The 16,220-nt window shown below is 66.3% G+C and carries 15 protein-coding genes; 6 read left to right on the forward strand and 9 right to left on the reverse strand.

Annotated features, from left to right (window positions below; all coding sequences use genetic code 11):
* The 3 genes from gmk to OSH07_RS15060 all read left to right on the forward strand — a co-directional run bounded on the left by gmk (position 1) and on the right by OSH07_RS15060 (position 1,474).
* Positions 1 to 645, forward strand: coding sequence for a guanylate kinase (gmk, locus tag OSH07_RS15050; protein WP_266339491.1), 645 nt, complete (start codon positions 1 to 3; stop codon positions 643 to 645).
* A 120-nt stretch (positions 646 to 765) separates the two neighbouring features.
* Entirely contained in the window at positions 766 to 1,083 is a 318-nt protein-coding gene (locus tag OSH07_RS15055) for an MliC family protein (RefSeq protein ID WP_266339492.1), read from the forward strand.
* 184 nt (positions 1,084 to 1,267) lie between these two features.
* Positions 1,268 to 1,474, forward strand: coding sequence for a helix-turn-helix domain-containing protein (locus OSH07_RS15060; protein ID WP_266339493.1), 207 nt, complete (start codon positions 1,268 to 1,270; stop codon positions 1,472 to 1,474).
* An 88-nt stretch (positions 1,475 to 1,562) separates the two neighbouring features.
* Here the strand turns inward: OSH07_RS15060 and rsmA are convergent, their stop codons facing one another.
* From rsmA to lptF, 6 genes are all read right to left on the reverse strand, one after another.
* On the reverse strand, positions 1,563 to 2,333 hold the full coding sequence (gene rsmA / locus OSH07_RS15065) for a 16S rRNA (adenine(1518)-N(6)/adenine(1519)-N(6))-dimethyltransferase RsmA (RefSeq protein ID WP_266339684.1): 771 nt from the start codon (positions 2,331 to 2,333) through the stop codon (positions 1,563 to 1,565).
* 62 nt (positions 2,334 to 2,395) lie between these two features.
* Entirely contained in the window at positions 2,396 to 3,451 is a 1,056-nt protein-coding gene (gene pdxA, locus OSH07_RS15070; RefSeq protein WP_266339494.1) for a 4-hydroxythreonine-4-phosphate dehydrogenase PdxA, read from the reverse strand.
* 40 nt (positions 3,452 to 3,491) lie between these two features.
* Positions 3,492 to 4,421, reverse strand: coding sequence for a SurA N-terminal domain-containing protein (locus OSH07_RS15075; protein ID WP_266339495.1), 930 nt, complete (start codon positions 4,419 to 4,421; stop codon positions 3,492 to 3,494).
* Between the two features lie 126 nt (positions 4,422 to 4,547).
* Positions 4,548 to 6,944, reverse strand: a complete 2,397-nt coding sequence (locus OSH07_RS15080; protein WP_266339496.1) for an LPS-assembly protein LptD — start codon at positions 6,942 to 6,944, stop codon at positions 4,548 to 4,550.
* A gap of 35 nt (positions 6,945 to 6,979) precedes the next feature.
* Positions 6,980 to 8,161: an LptF/LptG family permease gene (locus OSH07_RS15085; protein ID WP_266339497.1), complete on the reverse strand. Its 1,182-nt coding sequence runs from the start codon at positions 8,159 to 8,161 to the stop codon at positions 6,980 to 6,982.
* Positions 8,162 to 8,164: 3 nt separating this feature from the next.
* The gene (gene lptF, locus OSH07_RS15090; RefSeq protein ID WP_266339498.1) at positions 8,165 to 9,352 is read right to left on the reverse strand and encodes an LPS export ABC transporter permease LptF; all 1,188 of its coding nucleotides are present in this window, start codon (positions 9,350 to 9,352) and stop codon (positions 8,165 to 8,167) included.
* A gap of 308 nt (positions 9,353 to 9,660) precedes the next feature.
* Here lptF and OSH07_RS15095 point away from each other — a divergent pair, with 308 nt between their 5' ends.
* Entirely contained in the window at positions 9,661 to 11,175 is a 1,515-nt protein-coding gene (locus OSH07_RS15095) for a leucyl aminopeptidase (RefSeq protein ID WP_266339499.1), read from the forward strand.
* A 73-nt stretch (positions 11,176 to 11,248) separates the two neighbouring features.
* Positions 11,249 to 11,698, forward strand: coding sequence for a DNA polymerase III subunit chi (locus OSH07_RS15100; protein WP_266339500.1), 450 nt, complete (start codon positions 11,249 to 11,251; stop codon positions 11,696 to 11,698).
* A gap of 278 nt (positions 11,699 to 11,976) precedes the next feature.
* Here OSH07_RS15100 and OSH07_RS15105 read toward each other — a convergent pair whose 3' ends face one another.
* From OSH07_RS15105 to OSH07_RS15115, 3 genes are all read right to left on the reverse strand, one after another.
* On the reverse strand, positions 11,977 to 13,863 hold the full coding sequence (locus OSH07_RS15105; protein WP_266339501.1) for an ABC-F family ATP-binding cassette domain-containing protein: 1,887 nt from the start codon (positions 13,861 to 13,863) through the stop codon (positions 11,977 to 11,979).
* Positions 13,864 to 13,930: 67 nt separating this feature from the next.
* Positions 13,931 to 14,752, reverse strand: coding sequence for a DUF4344 domain-containing metallopeptidase (locus tag OSH07_RS15110; RefSeq protein ID WP_266339502.1), 822 nt, complete (start codon positions 14,750 to 14,752; stop codon positions 13,931 to 13,933).
* Positions 14,753 to 14,862: 110 nt separating this feature from the next.
* Positions 14,863 to 15,378 carry a DinB family protein gene (locus OSH07_RS15115; protein ID WP_266339503.1) on the reverse strand — a complete coding sequence of 172 codons (516 nt, stop codon included), beginning with the start codon at positions 15,376 to 15,378 and terminating at the stop codon, positions 14,863 to 14,865.
* Between the two features lie 137 nt (positions 15,379 to 15,515).
* On the opposite strand from OSH07_RS15115, the gene OSH07_RS15120 reads away from it, so the two are divergent.
* A complete protein-coding gene (locus OSH07_RS15120) occupies positions 15,516 to 16,217 on the forward strand; it encodes a cyclic nucleotide-binding domain-containing protein (protein ID WP_266339504.1) in 702 nt (233 codons plus the stop codon).
* The last annotated feature ends 3 nt before the right edge of the window (positions 16,218 to 16,220 follow it).

Raw genomic sequence — 16,220 nt, forward strand, 5'->3', positions numbered from 1 at the left:
ATGTCGCTTGCCGGAAACTCCCCCTCGCGCCGCGGCCTGATGCTGGTGCTTTCCTCGCCGTCCGGCGCGGGCAAGTCCACCATCGCGCGCCACCTGATGGCGGAGGACAAGGACATCGTCCTCTCCGTCTCCGTGACGACGCGCGCGCGCCGGCCGAGCGAGATCGACGGCGTCCACTACCACTTCATCGACCAGCCGACCTTCAACAAGCTGCGCGATCGCGGCGAACTGCTGGAATGGGCCGAGGTGCACGGCAATTGCTACGGCACGCCGCGCGCCCCGGTGGAGGAATGGCTGACGTCCGGCAAGGATGTGCTGTTCGACATCGACTGGCAGGGCGCCGACCAGGTGGCCAAGGCGATGCCGGAGGATCTCGTCCGCATCTTCGTGCTGCCGCCGACCATGGCCGAGCTGGCGTCGCGCCTCGTCCGCCGGGCCGAGGACGCGCCGGACGTGATCGCCAAGCGGCTGGCGAACGCCAGGGCCGAGATCCAGCACTGGCGCGACTACGACTATGTCCTGATCAACAAGGACCTCCAGACCTCGCTGGAGAAGGCGCAGGCGATCCTCTACGCCGAGCGCATGCGCCGCGCCCGCACGACCTGGCTGGAAGGCTTCGTCGACGACCTGTTGCAGCAGGCATAGGGGTTGCCGGACGGCAAGAACGGGGCCGGCCCGCGCGGCTCTCCCTTGGCCCTTGCCCGATTGCCTTCGATCCTGGCGGCTGCGACAATTGCCGAAACATCCTGTCGATTGGAGCCGACCATGTATTTCCCGCGTTTGGGCCTTGCGCTCGTCCTTGGTGTCGCTTCCAGCTTCCTCGCGCTCCAGGCCGCCTCTGCCAAGGACTTTCAGTATGAGTGCGAGGATGGAACGGAGCTGACGGCGACGTTCAGCCCGCCGGAACAGGCGCATGGCGTGGCGGATCTGGTGTTCGCCGACGGCAAGAAGGTGGCGCTGCCGCAGGCCGTCTCGGCAGATGGCGGCCGCTACACCAAGGACGATATCGAGTTCTGGATCAAGGGCAGCAGCGCGACCCTCACCATCGCCGGCAAGACCACGAACTGCGAGACCGCGGATTAGGGCCAGGTTGGACACGCCGACGCGCCAAGCGCCGGCGGGATCCGTCAAGACGAAGACCCGGATCGGATCCGCAGGCTTTGCGGCCGGAAACTGCTCCTGAAGGCTAAGCGCGATCGGGTGGACGGGGAAGGCCCGGGCCGCGTGTGGCAAAGCGATTGACTGCCCCATTGCTGGAGAATGCGAAATGACCTCGGATGAGTTCCGGTCCTGGCGCGATCAACTCGGTTTGACCCAGAGGCAGGCGGCCGAGGCCCTCGGCCTGTCGCCGGGCTCGGTTCAAAACTACGAAAGCGGGGTTAGGCGCGAAGACGGTCGCGCCGTCGCAATCCCGAAGACGGTGGCACTGGCGTGTGCGGCTCTCAGCGCCGGGCTGCAGCCTGTCGGAACCTAGTGCGAGACATGGATGGGATCCGCCTCGCGGCTGACTCTCGAGAGTCCCGGCGCCGGGTGCGGACAAATACCCGACTGCGCCGCTCGCGCTAGGGCAGGGCGTTGGCGAGGCGGACGAAGCCGGCGACGTCGATCTCCTCGGCGCGGGCTGTCTCGACGATGCCGGCCGCGGCCAGCAGCGGCAGCGGATCGGTCCCAAGGCTCTTCAGGCTCTGGCGCAGCATCTTGCGGCGCTGGCCGAAGGCGGCGGCGGTGACGCGCTCCAGCCTCACCCGGCTGCAATCGAGCGGCGCCTGGCGCGGGACCACCTCGACGACCGACGACACCACCTTGGGCGGCGGCGTGAAGGCCTTGGGCGAGATGTCGAACAGGATGCGCGCCTCGGCGCGCCAGCCGCAGATGACGCCGAGCCGTCCATAGGCGTCGTCGTCAGGCGTGGCAACGATCCGCTCCGCCACCTCGCGCTGGAACATCAGCGTCATCTTCTCGTAGAAGGGCGGCCACGGCTCGCTCTGCAGCCAGCCGAGCAGCAGCGGCGTGCCGATATTGTAGGGCAGGTTGGCGGCGATGCGAACGCGGCCGGTGGCGAGCTTCGCCATGTCGACCTGCATCGCGTCGCCCTCGATCACTTCGAGGCGGCCGGGATAGTGCGCGGCGATCTCGGCCAGCGCATCCAGGCAGCGGCGGTCGCGCTCGATGGCGATGACCTTCTCCGCGCCCTCGGCGAGCAGCGCCCGCGTCAGGCCGCCGGGGCCGGGCCCGACCTCGATCACCGTCACGCCGGCGAGCGGCCCGGCGGCGCGGGCGATCCGGCCGGTCAGGTTCAGGTCGAGCAGGAAGTTCTGCCCTAGCGCCTTCATGGCCTGCAGGCCATGCGCCGCGATCACCTCGCGAAGGGGAGGGAGCCCGTCCTGCGCCAGGGTCACGAAGCGGCGCCCGCAGTCTCGAGCCGGCGATAATCCGCCTCGTGCCGCGCCAGCTCGTCGGCGAGGCGCAGCGCCGCCGCGAGGCTCGAAATGTCGGCCTTGCCGGTGCCGGCGATGTCGAAGGCGGTGCCGTGGTCCGGCGAGGTCCGCACGAAGGGCAGGCCGAGCGTGACGTTGACCGTCTCCGAGAAGGCGATGGTCTTGGTCGGGATCAGGGCCTGGTCGTGATACATACAGAGCGCGACGTCGTAGCGCTCGCGCGCCTCGGCATGGAACATGGTGTCGGGCGCCAGCGGCCCGAAGGCGTCGATGCCCTCGGCGCGGAGCGCGGCGACGGCCGGACGGATGACGGCGTCGTCCTCGGTGCCCATGACGCCGCCCTCGCCGGCATGCGGATTGAGCCCGGCTACCGCGATGCGCGGATTGGCGAGGCCGAAGCGGCGACGCATGTCGTGGTCGATCGTGCGGCCGGTGCGGATCAGCATCTCTTCGGTCAGCAGGTTGGGTACGGAGGCGATCGGCACATGGATAGTGGCCGGCACCGCGCGCAGGCCGGGGCCGGCGAGCATCATCACCGGGTGGGCGGGCGAGCCGCTCCAGGCCGCCGACAGCATGCCGAGGAACTCGGTATGGCCCGGATGCTGGAAGCCGGCGTCGAACAGCGCCTTCTTGTTGATCGGGTTGGTGACGAGTGCAGAAGCGAGCCCGGCGCGGACATCGCCAACGGCCCGCGCGATCGCCTCGATGACGCCGCGCGCGGCGCTTCGTTCCGGAACGCCCGGCGCAGCGACGGCATGCGATTCGAGAGCCACCACCGGCAGCACGCGATCGAACGCGTCAATCGCTTCCGGCGCGTCGATGGTCTCGATCGGGATGTCCAGCCCCATCAGCGCCGCGCGGCTGCGCAGCGCCTCGGGATCGGCCAGAACGTAGAAAGGCGGCAGGTTGCGCTCGCGCCGTTCCCGCCAGACCGCCAGGGTCACATCCGGACCGATGCCGGCCGGCTCCCCCATGGTCAGTGCAAGCGGCCGGAACGATGCGGAATCAACCATGTCGTCTCACTCGATAGGCTCCGCCATGCGCGGAACCGCCTTACTTGTAATTGATCTTGGCATCCTTGCGGAGCTCGGCAATGAAATCCTTGCCGAGATTCTTGCCCTGCTCGGCGGTCAGCTTCTCTTCGATCTCCGCGCGGACGCCGGCGGAGCTGCGGACTTCCTTGGCCTCGCAGATGGCGATGATCTCGACGCCGCGTTCGGTCACCTGCGGCTTCAGCGTGCCGCCGACCGGCGTGGTCTTCAGCTCGTCGCCGACAGGACCCTGGACCTGCGCGCTGTCGCGGCGGCCCATGTTGAGCACCACGACGCCCTTCATGGCCTTGGCCTGGGCCAGGCTGCCGTCGCAGCCGGCGAAGCGCTTGCGGAAGGCCTCGGCCTCACGCTGGCGCTGGCCGACGAAACCGGGCGAGGAGCCTTTGGGCACGACGAACACGATCTGCTGGAGCTTGAACTCCTTGATCGTCGCGTTCTCGGTGTTGATGCCCTGCTTCTCGATCTGCGCCTGCACGTCGGCTTCGCTGACCTTGATGCTGCGCGCGCGCGCCTTGATCACCATGCCGCTCATCATCTGCGCGCGCAGGAACTTGCGCAGCGTATCGGCCTGCACGCCCTGCGAGCTGAGCGCCTTGGCGAACTGCGCCGGCGGCAGCTTGACCTGCTTGGCGATGCCGTTGAAGCGCTCTTCGACCGCCGAATCCGGCACGCTCATGCCACGGCGCTTCGCCACCTGGTCGAGCAGGGTCTCGTCGATCATGTCGTCGAGCACCGCCTTGTCGCCCGAAGGCTGGTGGAACAGCTTCATCAGCTTGATGCGCTGGCTGACGTCATAGGACGTGATGGCCTGGTCGTTGACCGTCGCCCGGACTGCCGCCTGCGCGAAGGCAGTGGCCGGCAGACTGGCGCTTGCCAGGCCGAGGGCGATCGCGATGGCCGGCAGAAGAGTGGAGTTCAGTCGATTGCGCATGGCGAAAATCCGGGTCCTGTCAGCTGCGGGGATGCGCCAGCATCACGGCGCGTCGAATCATCCTGCCGCTACGGAGGAGTTGATTTCGACGCGATAGACCCTGCAAATCCGGCGAAACCATGAAGATCAATAGCTGCTGTTGCTCGTGAGCGAGCCAACGTCGCTCTTGAGCTTCGTTCCGCCGAGCGTCCGGAGCTCGAGCCGCACCATCAGCTGCTTCGAGGTCTGCAGGTCGGTGTAGTCCTGGCGGATCTCGCTATAGGCGATCGAGAAGGTCGTGCACTCGTCGTCATAGGCGATGCCGATGCCGCTGGAGGCGAGCTGGTCGCCCTCGATGTCCCAGGCGACGGAACCGAACACGCGCCACGTCTCGGTCATCTGCCAGGATGCCTTGCCGCTGATCGTATCCGTGCGGGAATCGTTGCCGATCGCCGGCTGCTCGCGCAGGAACAGGTACGACGCAGACGCCGTCACGTCGCCGAACTTGCCGGTCGCCGTGAGCTCGGCGCGGTTGACGTCGAGGTTGTCGTGGTCGAAGCGGCCGCGCGCCGTCAGGAAGTAGCCGTAGCCCGTGTCCAGCGTCATGCCGGCTACGAAGTCGGAGACGGTGTCCTCGAGGCCCGACACGGCGCCGGTCGAAGTCAGGTCGGTGACGGCGAAGGAGTTCTCGCCGGCGACCTGGTAGGACTGGCCGACCACGCCCTGGATCGTCGCCAGCTGCCCGACGCTCGCCAGGTAGCGGAAGCCGATATTGGCGCGGGTGCCGCCCTCGATGCGGTCATAGCCGGAGAACTTGTCCCAGTCGAACAGGCTCGAATCGTCGAATACGAGGCTCTGCGCGTCTTCGTTCGGCAGCTCGCCGGCCATCGGCTCGTTCGGGCGGACGATCATCTGCGCAACGGGTTCGAACAGGAAGCTCGAGGATAGGCCGGCGGCCATGATCGGCCAGCGCCATTCCAGGCCCATCGCCGGCATGCCGCGGAAATAGGTGCCGTCATCGTTCAGGCCGGCGATGATCTGGTCCTGGTTCAGGTAGTAGCCGTCGCCGCGCAGATAGCCGAACGGCTTGAAGACCATGCCCATGGGGCCGATCATGCTGCGTTCCCACGTCGCCTGCGAACTGACGCGGTTGTAGTTGCCCGAGAGGCCGAGAATGTGGGCGTTGTTATCGAGCACGCCGTTGGTGACGCCCTCGGCGACCGTGATGCCATCGCCCTTGTTGTTGACGATGTCGGTCTCGTCGCGTGACAGGCTGGTCAGGTTCGACTTGATCGAGAGCTGGCCGCCCAGGATCGAATCATCGAACAGGTAGCTGTGGTCGATCACCGGATGGACGATCGCCTGCCGGCCCTGGTCGTACTTGATGTCCTCGTCATTGGTCAGCACCTGGAAATAGAGCGCGCGCGCGTCGAAATAGTTGCGCTGGCTGATGCCCGTCAGGTGGACGTTCGAGACGTTGATATCGGTGTTGTTCGACAGAAGGTTGTAGTCGCGGCTGAAGGTGCGGTCGCTGAGCAGCGTTGCGTCCCAGCCCACGGTCCAGTAGCGATTCAGGTAGAACTCGCCTTCGGTCTTCACGCCGCCGCGCCAATCCTTGACGCCGGAATTGCGTGTGCCTTCGTCGTAGAAGTCGTCCGGGTTCAACTGGTTGATGCCGGCCATGCGCAGCGAATACTGGCCGTATTCAAGGCGATGGCGCCATTCCACATCCATCAGGAAGCCCTGGTTGGTGTAGACGGCGGGAGCCAGCGTCAGGTCGTAGTTCGGAGCCAGCGCCCAGAAATAGGGTGTCTGGATGAAAGCGCCGAGGGTCTTCTTGTAGCCGGCAGACGGGAACAGGAAGCCGCTCTTGCGCTTGATCGTCGGATCGGGCGCCGAGAACGCCGGGAAATAGGCGATCGGCATGCCCAGGAATTCGAGCGAGGCCTGCTTGAAGTAGACGATGTGCTCGTTGTGATCGACGATGATGCGCGCCGCCTTCACCTGCCAGATCGGCGCCTTTTCGGGCTTCTCGCGGCATGGTTCGCAGGCGGTGTAGACGCCGCGATAGAAGGTGGTGGTCTTGCCCTGGTCGCGCAACGCCTTCTCGGCCGCGAAATGCGTCTGCGTCGGCGTGTCGAGCCGCAGCGCGTTGACGAAGCCGGTGGCGAAATCGTCGGTGATGTCGATCGTGTCTGCCGTGATGACGGCGCCGGTCCGGTCGACGATCTTCACGCGCCCTTCGGCGCGCATCTTCTTGTTCTTCTGGTCGTAGGTGACCCGGTCAGCTTCCAGCGTATAGCCGTCATAGTAGATCTTGACCTTGCCCACGGCCGACACCGCGGACTTGTCGTAGTCGTAGACGAGCTGGTCCGACTCCAGCACCATCTGCGCGTCCTTGGCCGGACGCGGCAGGTTGTCGGCGCCGAAGCCGAGCGTGCCGGGTTTGGATTGCGCATGGGCGCTGCCGGAGACGGCCGCGAAGCCAAGCCCCATCGTCGCCGCGAGCAGCAGGACGCCGAGACCGCGCCTGGCGCGAGACATCACGCTACGCCCTCGGAGAGGAACGGAAACGAACATCATCCGTCCTCCCGATGCAGAAGCACTGTGATACTCAACAAGCTGGCGATGACGGCTGGAGTCCAAGCGGCAATCATCGGTGACACGACGCCGCTCCTCCCCAAACCCCTCGCCAATTCAGTGACAACATAAAGCACGAAGCCTACGGCGACACCAGTCAAAATCACCTGCCCGAGATCCCTTGAACGGGAGAATCGGAGCGACACGGTCGCGGCGACGAACACCATGGCGAGGAAGAGCAGGGGCTGCGCCAGCAGGGACTGGAACTGCATTTCGTACGCATCACTCGGAACTGCCGATTTTCTCGATATTTCAATGAGTTCCGGCAAGGACCAGAACGAAACTGTCTCAGGGTCGGCCAGCCTTTGGCTGACCTGGTTGGCGTTGAGATCCGTGGGGAGGCGGACCTCGGCTTCCGGTGCGGGACGGCTGCCCGGACGGGTCACGGTGGCGTCGCGGAACACCCAGTCGCCGCTCTCGAAATCAGCTGTGGATGCGTCGATCCGATGGTCCAGCGTGCCGTTGCTCTTGAACACGAAAGCCGACGCGTCGACGAGCGAAAGGCCGCGATTGAGGCTCTGCTTGGCGCCGATGATCGAAGAGCCCTCGCGTCCCGTCTGCCGCATCCAGATCGTCCAGTCGGACGAGGATGATTCGGGAGTCGACGACACGTCGGACGGCATGGATGGCGGAGGTTCGGCGGCTGGCTCCGGCGTCGGCGTCGGATTGTTTTTCGCCTCCAGCTTGGCCCGGTTCTGCGCCAGCTCGTTGGCGAGCAGGATCGAGCGCGCCTTGAGGTCGGTCGAGATCGGGTTGAACACCGTCGTCGCGAACACGCCGATCATCACGGCGACGAGGCCGGCCGGCAGCAGGAACTGCCAGGCCGAGACGCCCGCCGCGCGCGCGACCACCAGCTCGAGCTGGCGATTCGCCATGACGAAGGCGGCGATCGCAGCGAACAGGATTGTGAAGGGCAGGGCGCGCTCGATGACGTTCGGCACGCGGGCGAGTGACACCAGGAGATAGAGGAAGGCGTCGAAGCCCTCGCGGCGCGCGGCGCGGCGCGCGAGCTCGAGATAGTCGATGAACGCCATCAGGACGAAGACGACAATGAAGATGATCAGCGCCGTCTTTGCGAAGCGCTTGGCGAAATAGCGACTGAGCGTCGGGTTTCGGAACATGGCTTAGGTCCGGCCCCCTGCCGATGGGCGTGGGCCAATCCTGAACCGATTGGCGATTCGTTGCACGAACTCCGTCACCATCGACCCGATGCTGTCGGAGGCGGAGAAGCGGAACGAGCTGTAGACGGCGAAAAGCGACAGCAGGATGAAGGCGATCGGCAGAGCGTAGAGAGCCGGGATCAGCCGGGAATCACTGGCCGCGAGGCTGGCGAGGATCAGGCCGCCGATTCGCACGCCGGTCGCGACCGCGATGGTGCCGAGAATGACGATGCCGCGACCCTGGCGGGTCGTCTGCGCCTGTCCAAGCGCCGCGACCGGCAGGATCGCGAAGAAGAGGGCGTAGAGCGGCGCGGCGAGGCGGTCATGCAGCTCCGACAGGAAGGCGCCCGGCCGCTTCTGGTATTCCGGATCGTTCGGGTTCGGCGCGAGCAGATAGGCGGTGCTGCGCTCGGAGGCCGTGTAGTCAGGCAGGCTGTTGCGGCTGCCGAAGGTCGACAGGTCGAAGGCGTAGGATTCGAACTCGATGATCGACATCGAGTGGTTGGTCTCGGACTTCTGCTGGATCGTGCCGTTCTGCATGATCAGGAAGGTGCCGAGCGGGTTCTTCAGCACCGCGCCGCGATTGGCGATGTAGACAGAGGTCTGGTCGGGCTGGCGGCCGTCCTGGATGAAGATGCCTTCGAGCGTGCCGTCCGGCTTGCGGTCCTTCACATGGAAGACCAGCCGGTTGCCGAGTTCCATGAACTGGCCCTCGCGCACGAAGCTGGTGATCAGGTCGGCATTGATTCCCGTCAGCAGGCCGCGGAATGCCTGCAGCGAGCGCGGCACCAGATAGAGCGACATCGAGCCGACGATGATGGCGGTGATCAGGCCCATGGCGAGCGCCGGCTTGAGCAGCCGGGTCTGCGAGGCGCCGCTGGCGTTGATGACCACCAGCTCGGAATCGGCGTTGAGCTGGTTGAACGTGTAGATCGCGCCGATCAGCAGGGCGACAGGGCAGACGATCAGCAGCAGGCCCGGGAAGATCAAACTCGACACACGGAAGAAGGTGACGAAGTTCTGGCCCTTGCTGGTGATCAGGTCGAGCTCGCGCAGGGCCTGACTCAGCCACACGGTGCCCGACAAGCCGCAAAGGCTCAGCAGGAACGCTGCGAACATGCGTTTGAAGATGTAGCGCTCGATGAGCTTCATCTTGGTTTCGTCGATCCTCGAACTCTGAACGCCCCTGCGATGTCAGCCTTGCCTGGCTGCGAGATATTGGCGGACCAGCCTCCTTGCGAGCTCGGGTTCGACCCCGTCCATGGGTGAACCAATTGGGTGAATCAAACGCGAATGAACGCCCTTAACAAAGCGTAAACGCTTAACTGGAACCGGCGCTACTTGCCAGAGACGCCGGCCATGGACAGATTGATCATCCTCTGGGTGTGGCCTAACGCACGCACCCCCTGTCCCAGACAGCGCCGATCGGCGCCCGCCCATCCTCGTCCGCGAGTATTAAAATGACCGAAAGCCCAGCCATTTCCTTCCATAAATCCATTTCGTCCGAGGCCGGCACGCTGGTGGTCCTCACCGACGAAACGCTCGCCCTGGGTGTGGAAACACAGGCGTCGGGGATCGCCGATCTGTTTCGAAAGGCCGCAGGGACGGCCGACTACAAGGGCAAGGCTCTCGCAACCCTCGATCTGCTGGCGCCGGCCGGGCTCAACTTTGACCGGCTGATCGTGGTCGGACTCGGCAAGGCCGAAGAACTTGTGGAGGAAGACTGGTCCCGTCTCGGCGGGACGGTCCTAGGTGCGCTGCGAAAGGGCGAACAGGCGACCCTCCTGGCCGAGCGGCCGGACGGCACGGCGATATCGGCGGACCAACTCGCCGATATCGGCCTCGGCGCCGTGCTGCGCGGCTATTCCTTCGATCGCTACAAGGGCGGCAAGGCCGGCAAGGATTCGAAGGGCGAGAACGGCAAGGCGGCCAAGGGCCCGATCCGGCTCGACATCGTCGCCGGCGAGGCCAGCAAGGCGAAAAAGGCCTGGGCGGCGCGCTCGGCCATCGCCGAGGGCGCTATCCTCGCGCGTGAACTCGTCAACGAACCTGCTAACGTGCTCGGCCCCGTCGAGTTCGCCGAGAAGGCGGCCGAACTGGCGGCGCTCGGCGTCACCATCGAGACCCTGACCGAAAAGCAGATGAAGAAGCTCGGTATGCGGGCGCTGCTCGGCGTGGCGCAGGGCTCCGTCCGGCCGCCGCGCCTCGTCGCCATGCACTGGAACGGCACCAAGTCGAAGGAAAAGCCGGTTGCCTTCGTCGGCAAGGGCGTCGTCTTCGATACGGGTGGCATCTCGATCAAGCCGGCCGGCGGCATGGAGGACATGAAGGGTGACATGGGCGGCGCCGCCGCCGTGGTCGGCCTGATGCACGCGCTCGCCTCGCGCAAGGCCAAGGCGAACGTCGTCGGCATCATCGGCCTCGTCGAGAACATGCCGGACGGCAACGCCCAGCGCCCGGGTGACATCGTCGAGGCGGCATCGGGCGTGACGATCGAGATCATCAACACCGACGCCGAGGGCCGCCTCGTGCTCGCCGACGCGCTCTGGTACGCGCAGAAGACCTATGAGCCGAAGGCGATCGTCGACCTCGCGACGCTGACCGGCGCCATCATGGTGGCGCTCGGCAGCGACCATGCCGGCATGTTCGCCAATGACGACGCGCTGGCGGAGGCGCTGTCGAAGGCGGGCGCCGCCACCGGCGAGAAGGTGTGGCGCATGCCGCTCGGCGCCGCCTACGACAAGATGATCGAATCGAAGTTCGCCGACATCAAGAACACTGGCGGCCGCTATGGCGGCTCGATCACGGCCGCGCAGTTCCTGAAGCGCTTCGTCGACGACGGCGTCGCCTGGGCGCATCTCGACATCGCCGGCACGGCGATGGGCTCGCCGCAGACCGAGATCAACCGCTCCTGGGCCTCGGGCTGGGGCGTGCGCATTCTCGATCGCCTCGTCGCCGACAATTACGAAGGCTGATCTGCTACAAGTCCCGCGAGACGCCGTCCGCTCCGAATGCCTCGGGGCGGACGGCGCCGCGTGAGAAGGCGTGATGACCGAGGTCCTGTTCTACCATCTGCAGCAGCAGCCGTTGGAAGCGCTCCTGCCCGGGCTGCTGGAGAAGTCGCTCGAACGCGGCTGGCGCGTCGTGGTCGAGGCCGGCTCGGCCGAGCGCTGCGACCAGCTCGACGCGCTGCTCTGGACCTATTCCGACGACAGCTTCCTGCCGCATGGCCTCTGGCGCGATCCGGAAGCCGCGCAGCACCCGATCCTGATCACGCCGGAGGCTGGCAATCCGAACGGCGCCAATGTCCGTTTCCTCGTCGCGGGCGCCTCGGCGGGCGACCTTGCGGGCTATGCCCGCGTGGTGCTGATGTTCGACGGCAACGATCCCGAAGCGCTCGATTCCGCCCGCGCCTCTTGGAAGCGCGTCAAGGCCGAGGGCCACGACGCGACTTACTGGCAGCAATCCGAACAGGGCCGCTGGCAGAAGAAGGCGTGATCGCAACTGGCTCTTCGTCATCCCGGCCCCCGAGCCGGGGACGCCTTTGCGTTCACTTCTCCCATGGGGAGAGGGAGGAGGCCCCCGACGCTGGAACCCCGCCGCCAGCAACACGCTCGCCGTCATCCCGGCCTCCGAGCCGGGATCCATTCCGGCGGCGCGGTCGACGCGCGAAGCTCCGGAGTTCCGCGGATGCATGGATCCCTGCTTTCGCAGGGATGACGGCCGCGGCTGGTGAAGCAGCGAAGATCACCCGCTTCGATCAACCCTACGGGGCGTCAGTCCGCGCCGACCGCCTCTTCGTACTCCGCCGACATTTCCAGCCAGCTTTCCTCGCGTTCGGCCAGCGCCTTGACGGCGTCGGCGCGCTGCTTGGCGAGCGTCGTCCCCTTGGCTGGGTCCCGGGTGTAGAGGTTCGGATCGGCCAGGGCGGTGTCGAGCTTCTGAATCTCTTTCTGAAGCTTCTCCATCAAGGACTCGGTTTCCTTGATCTTTTTCCGGAGCGGCGCGAGTTCCGTGCGCCGGGCGGCCGACTCGCGCCGGCGATCCTGCGCCGAGGTCTTCGCGGCGTCGGCATCCGGCTTGGCGGTGGCCGTCTCCGGCCCCTTCACGATCAGCTTGCGGTAATCGTCCATGTCGCCGTCGAACGGCGACACTGTGCCGTCGGCGACGAGCAGCAGCCGGTCCACCGAGGCCTCGATCAGATGGCGATCGTGGCTGATCAGGATGACGGCGCCCGGATAGTCGTTGAGCGCCTGCACGAGCGCCTCGCGGCTGTCGATGTCGAGATGGTTCGTGGGCTCGTCGAGGATGAGCAGGTTCGCGCCGCGGAAGGTGGCGAGGCCGAGCAGCAGCCGCGCGCGCTCGCCGCCGGAAAGCTCGCGCGCCGGCGTGTCCATCTTGGCGGTCGGAAAGCCCATGGCGCCGACGCGGGCGCGAAGCTGCGCCTCGGTCGCGTCCGGCATCAGCGGTCGCACATGCTGCACCGCGGTGTCGGCTGGCCTCAGGTCGTCCAGCTGGTGCTGGGCGAAGAAGGCGATGTCGAGCTTGTCGGCGCGGCGCATCGCGCCGCCGGCGGCGGCAAGACGGCCGGCGAGCAGCTTGGCGAAGGTCGACTTGCCGTTGCCGTTGGCGCCGAGCAGGCCGATGCGGTCGTCGACGTCGATGCGGATGTCGAGTTTGCGCAGGATCGGCTTGCCTTCCTCATATCCGACCGAGGCGTTGTCGAGCGCGATGATCGGCGGCGCCAGGATCTTGGACGGCGGCGGGAAGGAAAAGGGGGTGACGTGTTCGTCGACGATGCCGGCGATCGGCTGCATCCGCTCCAGCGCCTTCATGCGCGACTGCGCCTGGCGCGCCTTGGAGGCCTTCGCCTTGAAGCGGTCGACGAAAGCCTGCAGGTGCTTGCGCTGCTCGTCCTGCTTCTTCTTCAGCTTCAGCTGCAACGCCTGCTTCTCGCGGCGCTGGCGGTCGAAACTGTCATAGCCGCCGCGATAGGCGGTGAGCTTGCCCTGGTCGAGATGGACGATCATGTCGACGGCGCGGTTCAGGAGGTCGCGATCGTGGCTGATCAGGAACACGGTGTGCGGATAGCGCGCCACATAGTTCTCGAGCCACATCGTGCCTTCGAGGTCGAGATAGTTGGTCGGCTCGTCGAGGAGCAGCAGGTCCGGCTCGGAAAACAGCACGGCGGCGAGCGCCACCCGCATGCGCCAGCCGCCGGAGAAGGCGGAGCAGGGGCGCAGCTGCGCCTCGGCGTCGAAGCCGAGGCCGGCGAGGATCGTTCCGGCCCGCGCCTCGGCGGCATGGGCGCCGATATCGGTCAGGCGGATCTGGATCTCGGCAATGCGGTGCGGGTCGGTGGCGTGCTCGGCTTCCTTCATGAGCGCGGCGCGCTCCGTGTCGGCGGCGAGCACGAATTCGATCAGCGACTGCTCGGTGCCGGGCGCTTCCTGCGCCACCTGGCCGATGCGCACGCCGCGCGGTAGCCCGATCGAGCCGCTCTCCGGAGCGATGTCGCCCGTGACCAGCTTGAACAGGGTCGTCTTGCCGGTGCCGTTGCGGCCGACGAAGCCCGCCTTCACGCCGTCGGGCAGCGCAATGGTCGCCTCCTCGAGAAGCGTACGGCCGGCGATGCGATAGGTGACTTCATTGACGTGCAGCATGGCGGCTATGTGCCGTGCCTTGCGGGCGGACGCAAGCGGATCGCGTGAAGATGTCGCTGCTTGGGGCTCAGCGGGCCTGGATGTCGCGGACGATCAGTTCGGCATGATAGCCGGACAGCTCGTAGCAGAGCACGATCTCGTTCCTGGCCGGGTCATAGCTGGATGTCACCGCGCCGCAGCTCTTGGCGCGCAGCGTCGGCGGCTGCGGCAGGGTGAAATCGTTGGCGAGCCGGGTCGCGACCTCCTCCAGCACCTTGTTGTCGTGCAGGATGGTCAGCTCGACGACCTCGTTGGCGGCCGGCGGGTCGTAGACGACCGGAATGACCGAGAGCGGCGCGCCGGCAGCCCGTCGCATCGGCTTCAGCGCGTTGTCCCAGAGCGAACGCTTGCTCTGGTAGGAGGTCGCGCAGTTGGCGCGCGCGGCGGGCGTGAGCGCTGCCGCGTCGGCGATGTCGGCGAAATCCTTGTCGTTGGATCCCACCATGTTGCAGACGATGGCATTGGCGCGATCGGCGTCGACCGAATGCCGGTCGGGCAGGCCAATGGCGTCGGATCCGGCCGAGGCGGTCAGGTGATTCGAGAGCATCCAGCTGTCGACGGCGTCGACCAGCGTCTGGTCGCCGGCGCCGCTGCGCGGCTCCAGGAGGGTCATGACCGCGAAATCGTCGGCTGCCTGCTCGCCGCCGGCGGGCTCGATGCCGTAGCGCTCCATCATCATGTGGCCGGCCTGGTGATAGAGCGCGAACACGGCGTTGCCGACGACGAAATCGACGACCTCGGCCATCTCGGCATCCGACATTCCCTGCGGCGGCTCGGCCTCGAGCTTCGGGGTCGCTGCCTGCGCGGCGGAGACGGAAAGAGCGAACGCAAGGACCAGGGGCCGAAACATGAGGACTCACAGAGACAGGTACAGACTCTGGAAAGCGTGCGCTTCCGTGCCGGTTGAATCAAGCGACCGGCTTCACACATCTCCGATATATTTGCGCGACTGGCCGTCGCTCAGCGGAGGCCGATTCCGGTCTGCCGCTGGAACTGGATCAGGTCGAGGCTCGGGCAGGCGTCGCGGCCGCCGATCCGCGTCAGGATCGCCGTCGCCTGGCCGCGGTGGTGGGTCTGGTGATTGAAGAGATGGGCGAGGGCGGGGCCGAGCGGCTGGGTGATCTCGACCGGATTGGTGACCGGGCGATAGGTGAAGGTGCCGGCGATGGTCGCCTCATCGAGCCCGTCGACATAGGCGATGATCCGCGCGTCCTCGGTCGCCCGCTGCGTCGCCAGTTCCTCCAGGTCGTCCGTCACCAACTCGTTGAGTGCGGCAGGGGCGGGGCCTTCGCCGGTGAAGCGGCGCATCCAGATACGGTCGGTGACCAGGAGATGGTTGAGCGTGCCGTTGAGCGAGCCGAAGAAGGCGCCGTGATCGGCGAGATAGTCCGCGCGGGCGAGGGCGCGCGCCGCGCCATAGAGGCGGTCATTGGCCCAGCCATTATAGGCGGCGAACATCTCGAAATGCGGCTTCATGGCCTCGGGTTCTCCAAATGACGGCAAGTGGCGGCGGGAATATATGAAGCCTGTCATACGGCAGGGGGAATATTGCGGATAACCTAGCGTCAGACCGGCGGGCGAATCCCGCGCAATGCTGAGGCTTCGTTCGCGATATGGGAATATCCCACCCGCTCCTGCTGGAGATCATTTTTCATGTCGGCAATGCGATCGCGCTGATCGCCTATCTGTTCCGGGACCAGATCCATCTGCGCGTGGTAGTCATCGTCAGCATGATCCTTCAGTCGAGCTATTACGTGCTGATCTCGGCCGGCGGACCGCTCTGGGATCCGCTCAGCTGGAAGATCCTGACCATCGTCGTCAATGTCGTCATGATCGCCCTGCTGTTCCGCGACCGGCTGCGCTTCGGCATCGACGACGAGGTGAAGCCGCTGTTCGAGGCGTTTGGCGTGCTGTCGCCCGGCCAGTTCCGCAGGCTGCTCGCCTGCGCGGAGCGCCGGGGAGGAGCGATGCCGCTGACGGAGCGGGGCGTGCGGCCGACTTCGCTGTTCCACGTGCTTTCCGGCGCCGCCGAGGTGAACAAGGACGGCCGGCGGCTCGGTGTCGGAGCCGGATCGTTCATCGGCGAGATCGCGTTCCTGACCGGCGGTCCCGCCACGGCCGATGTGCGCCTGCAGGCCGGAGCGCGCGTGCTGCAATGGGATGTCGGGCGGCTTCGCGCCCTGATGCGCAAGGAGAAGGCGATCGACATCGCGCTGCGCGGGCTGCTCAGCCACGACCTTGCCGTGAAGACGTCCCACAGCGCCTTGCCCGAGCAAGCCGGCTTACCGAATCAAGGCGCTCTCTCGATCTCGTAGCCG

This window comes from Kaistia nematophila, assembly GCF_026343855.1.
Lineage (GTDB): Bacteria > Pseudomonadota > Alphaproteobacteria > Rhizobiales > Kaistiaceae > Kaistia > Kaistia nematophila.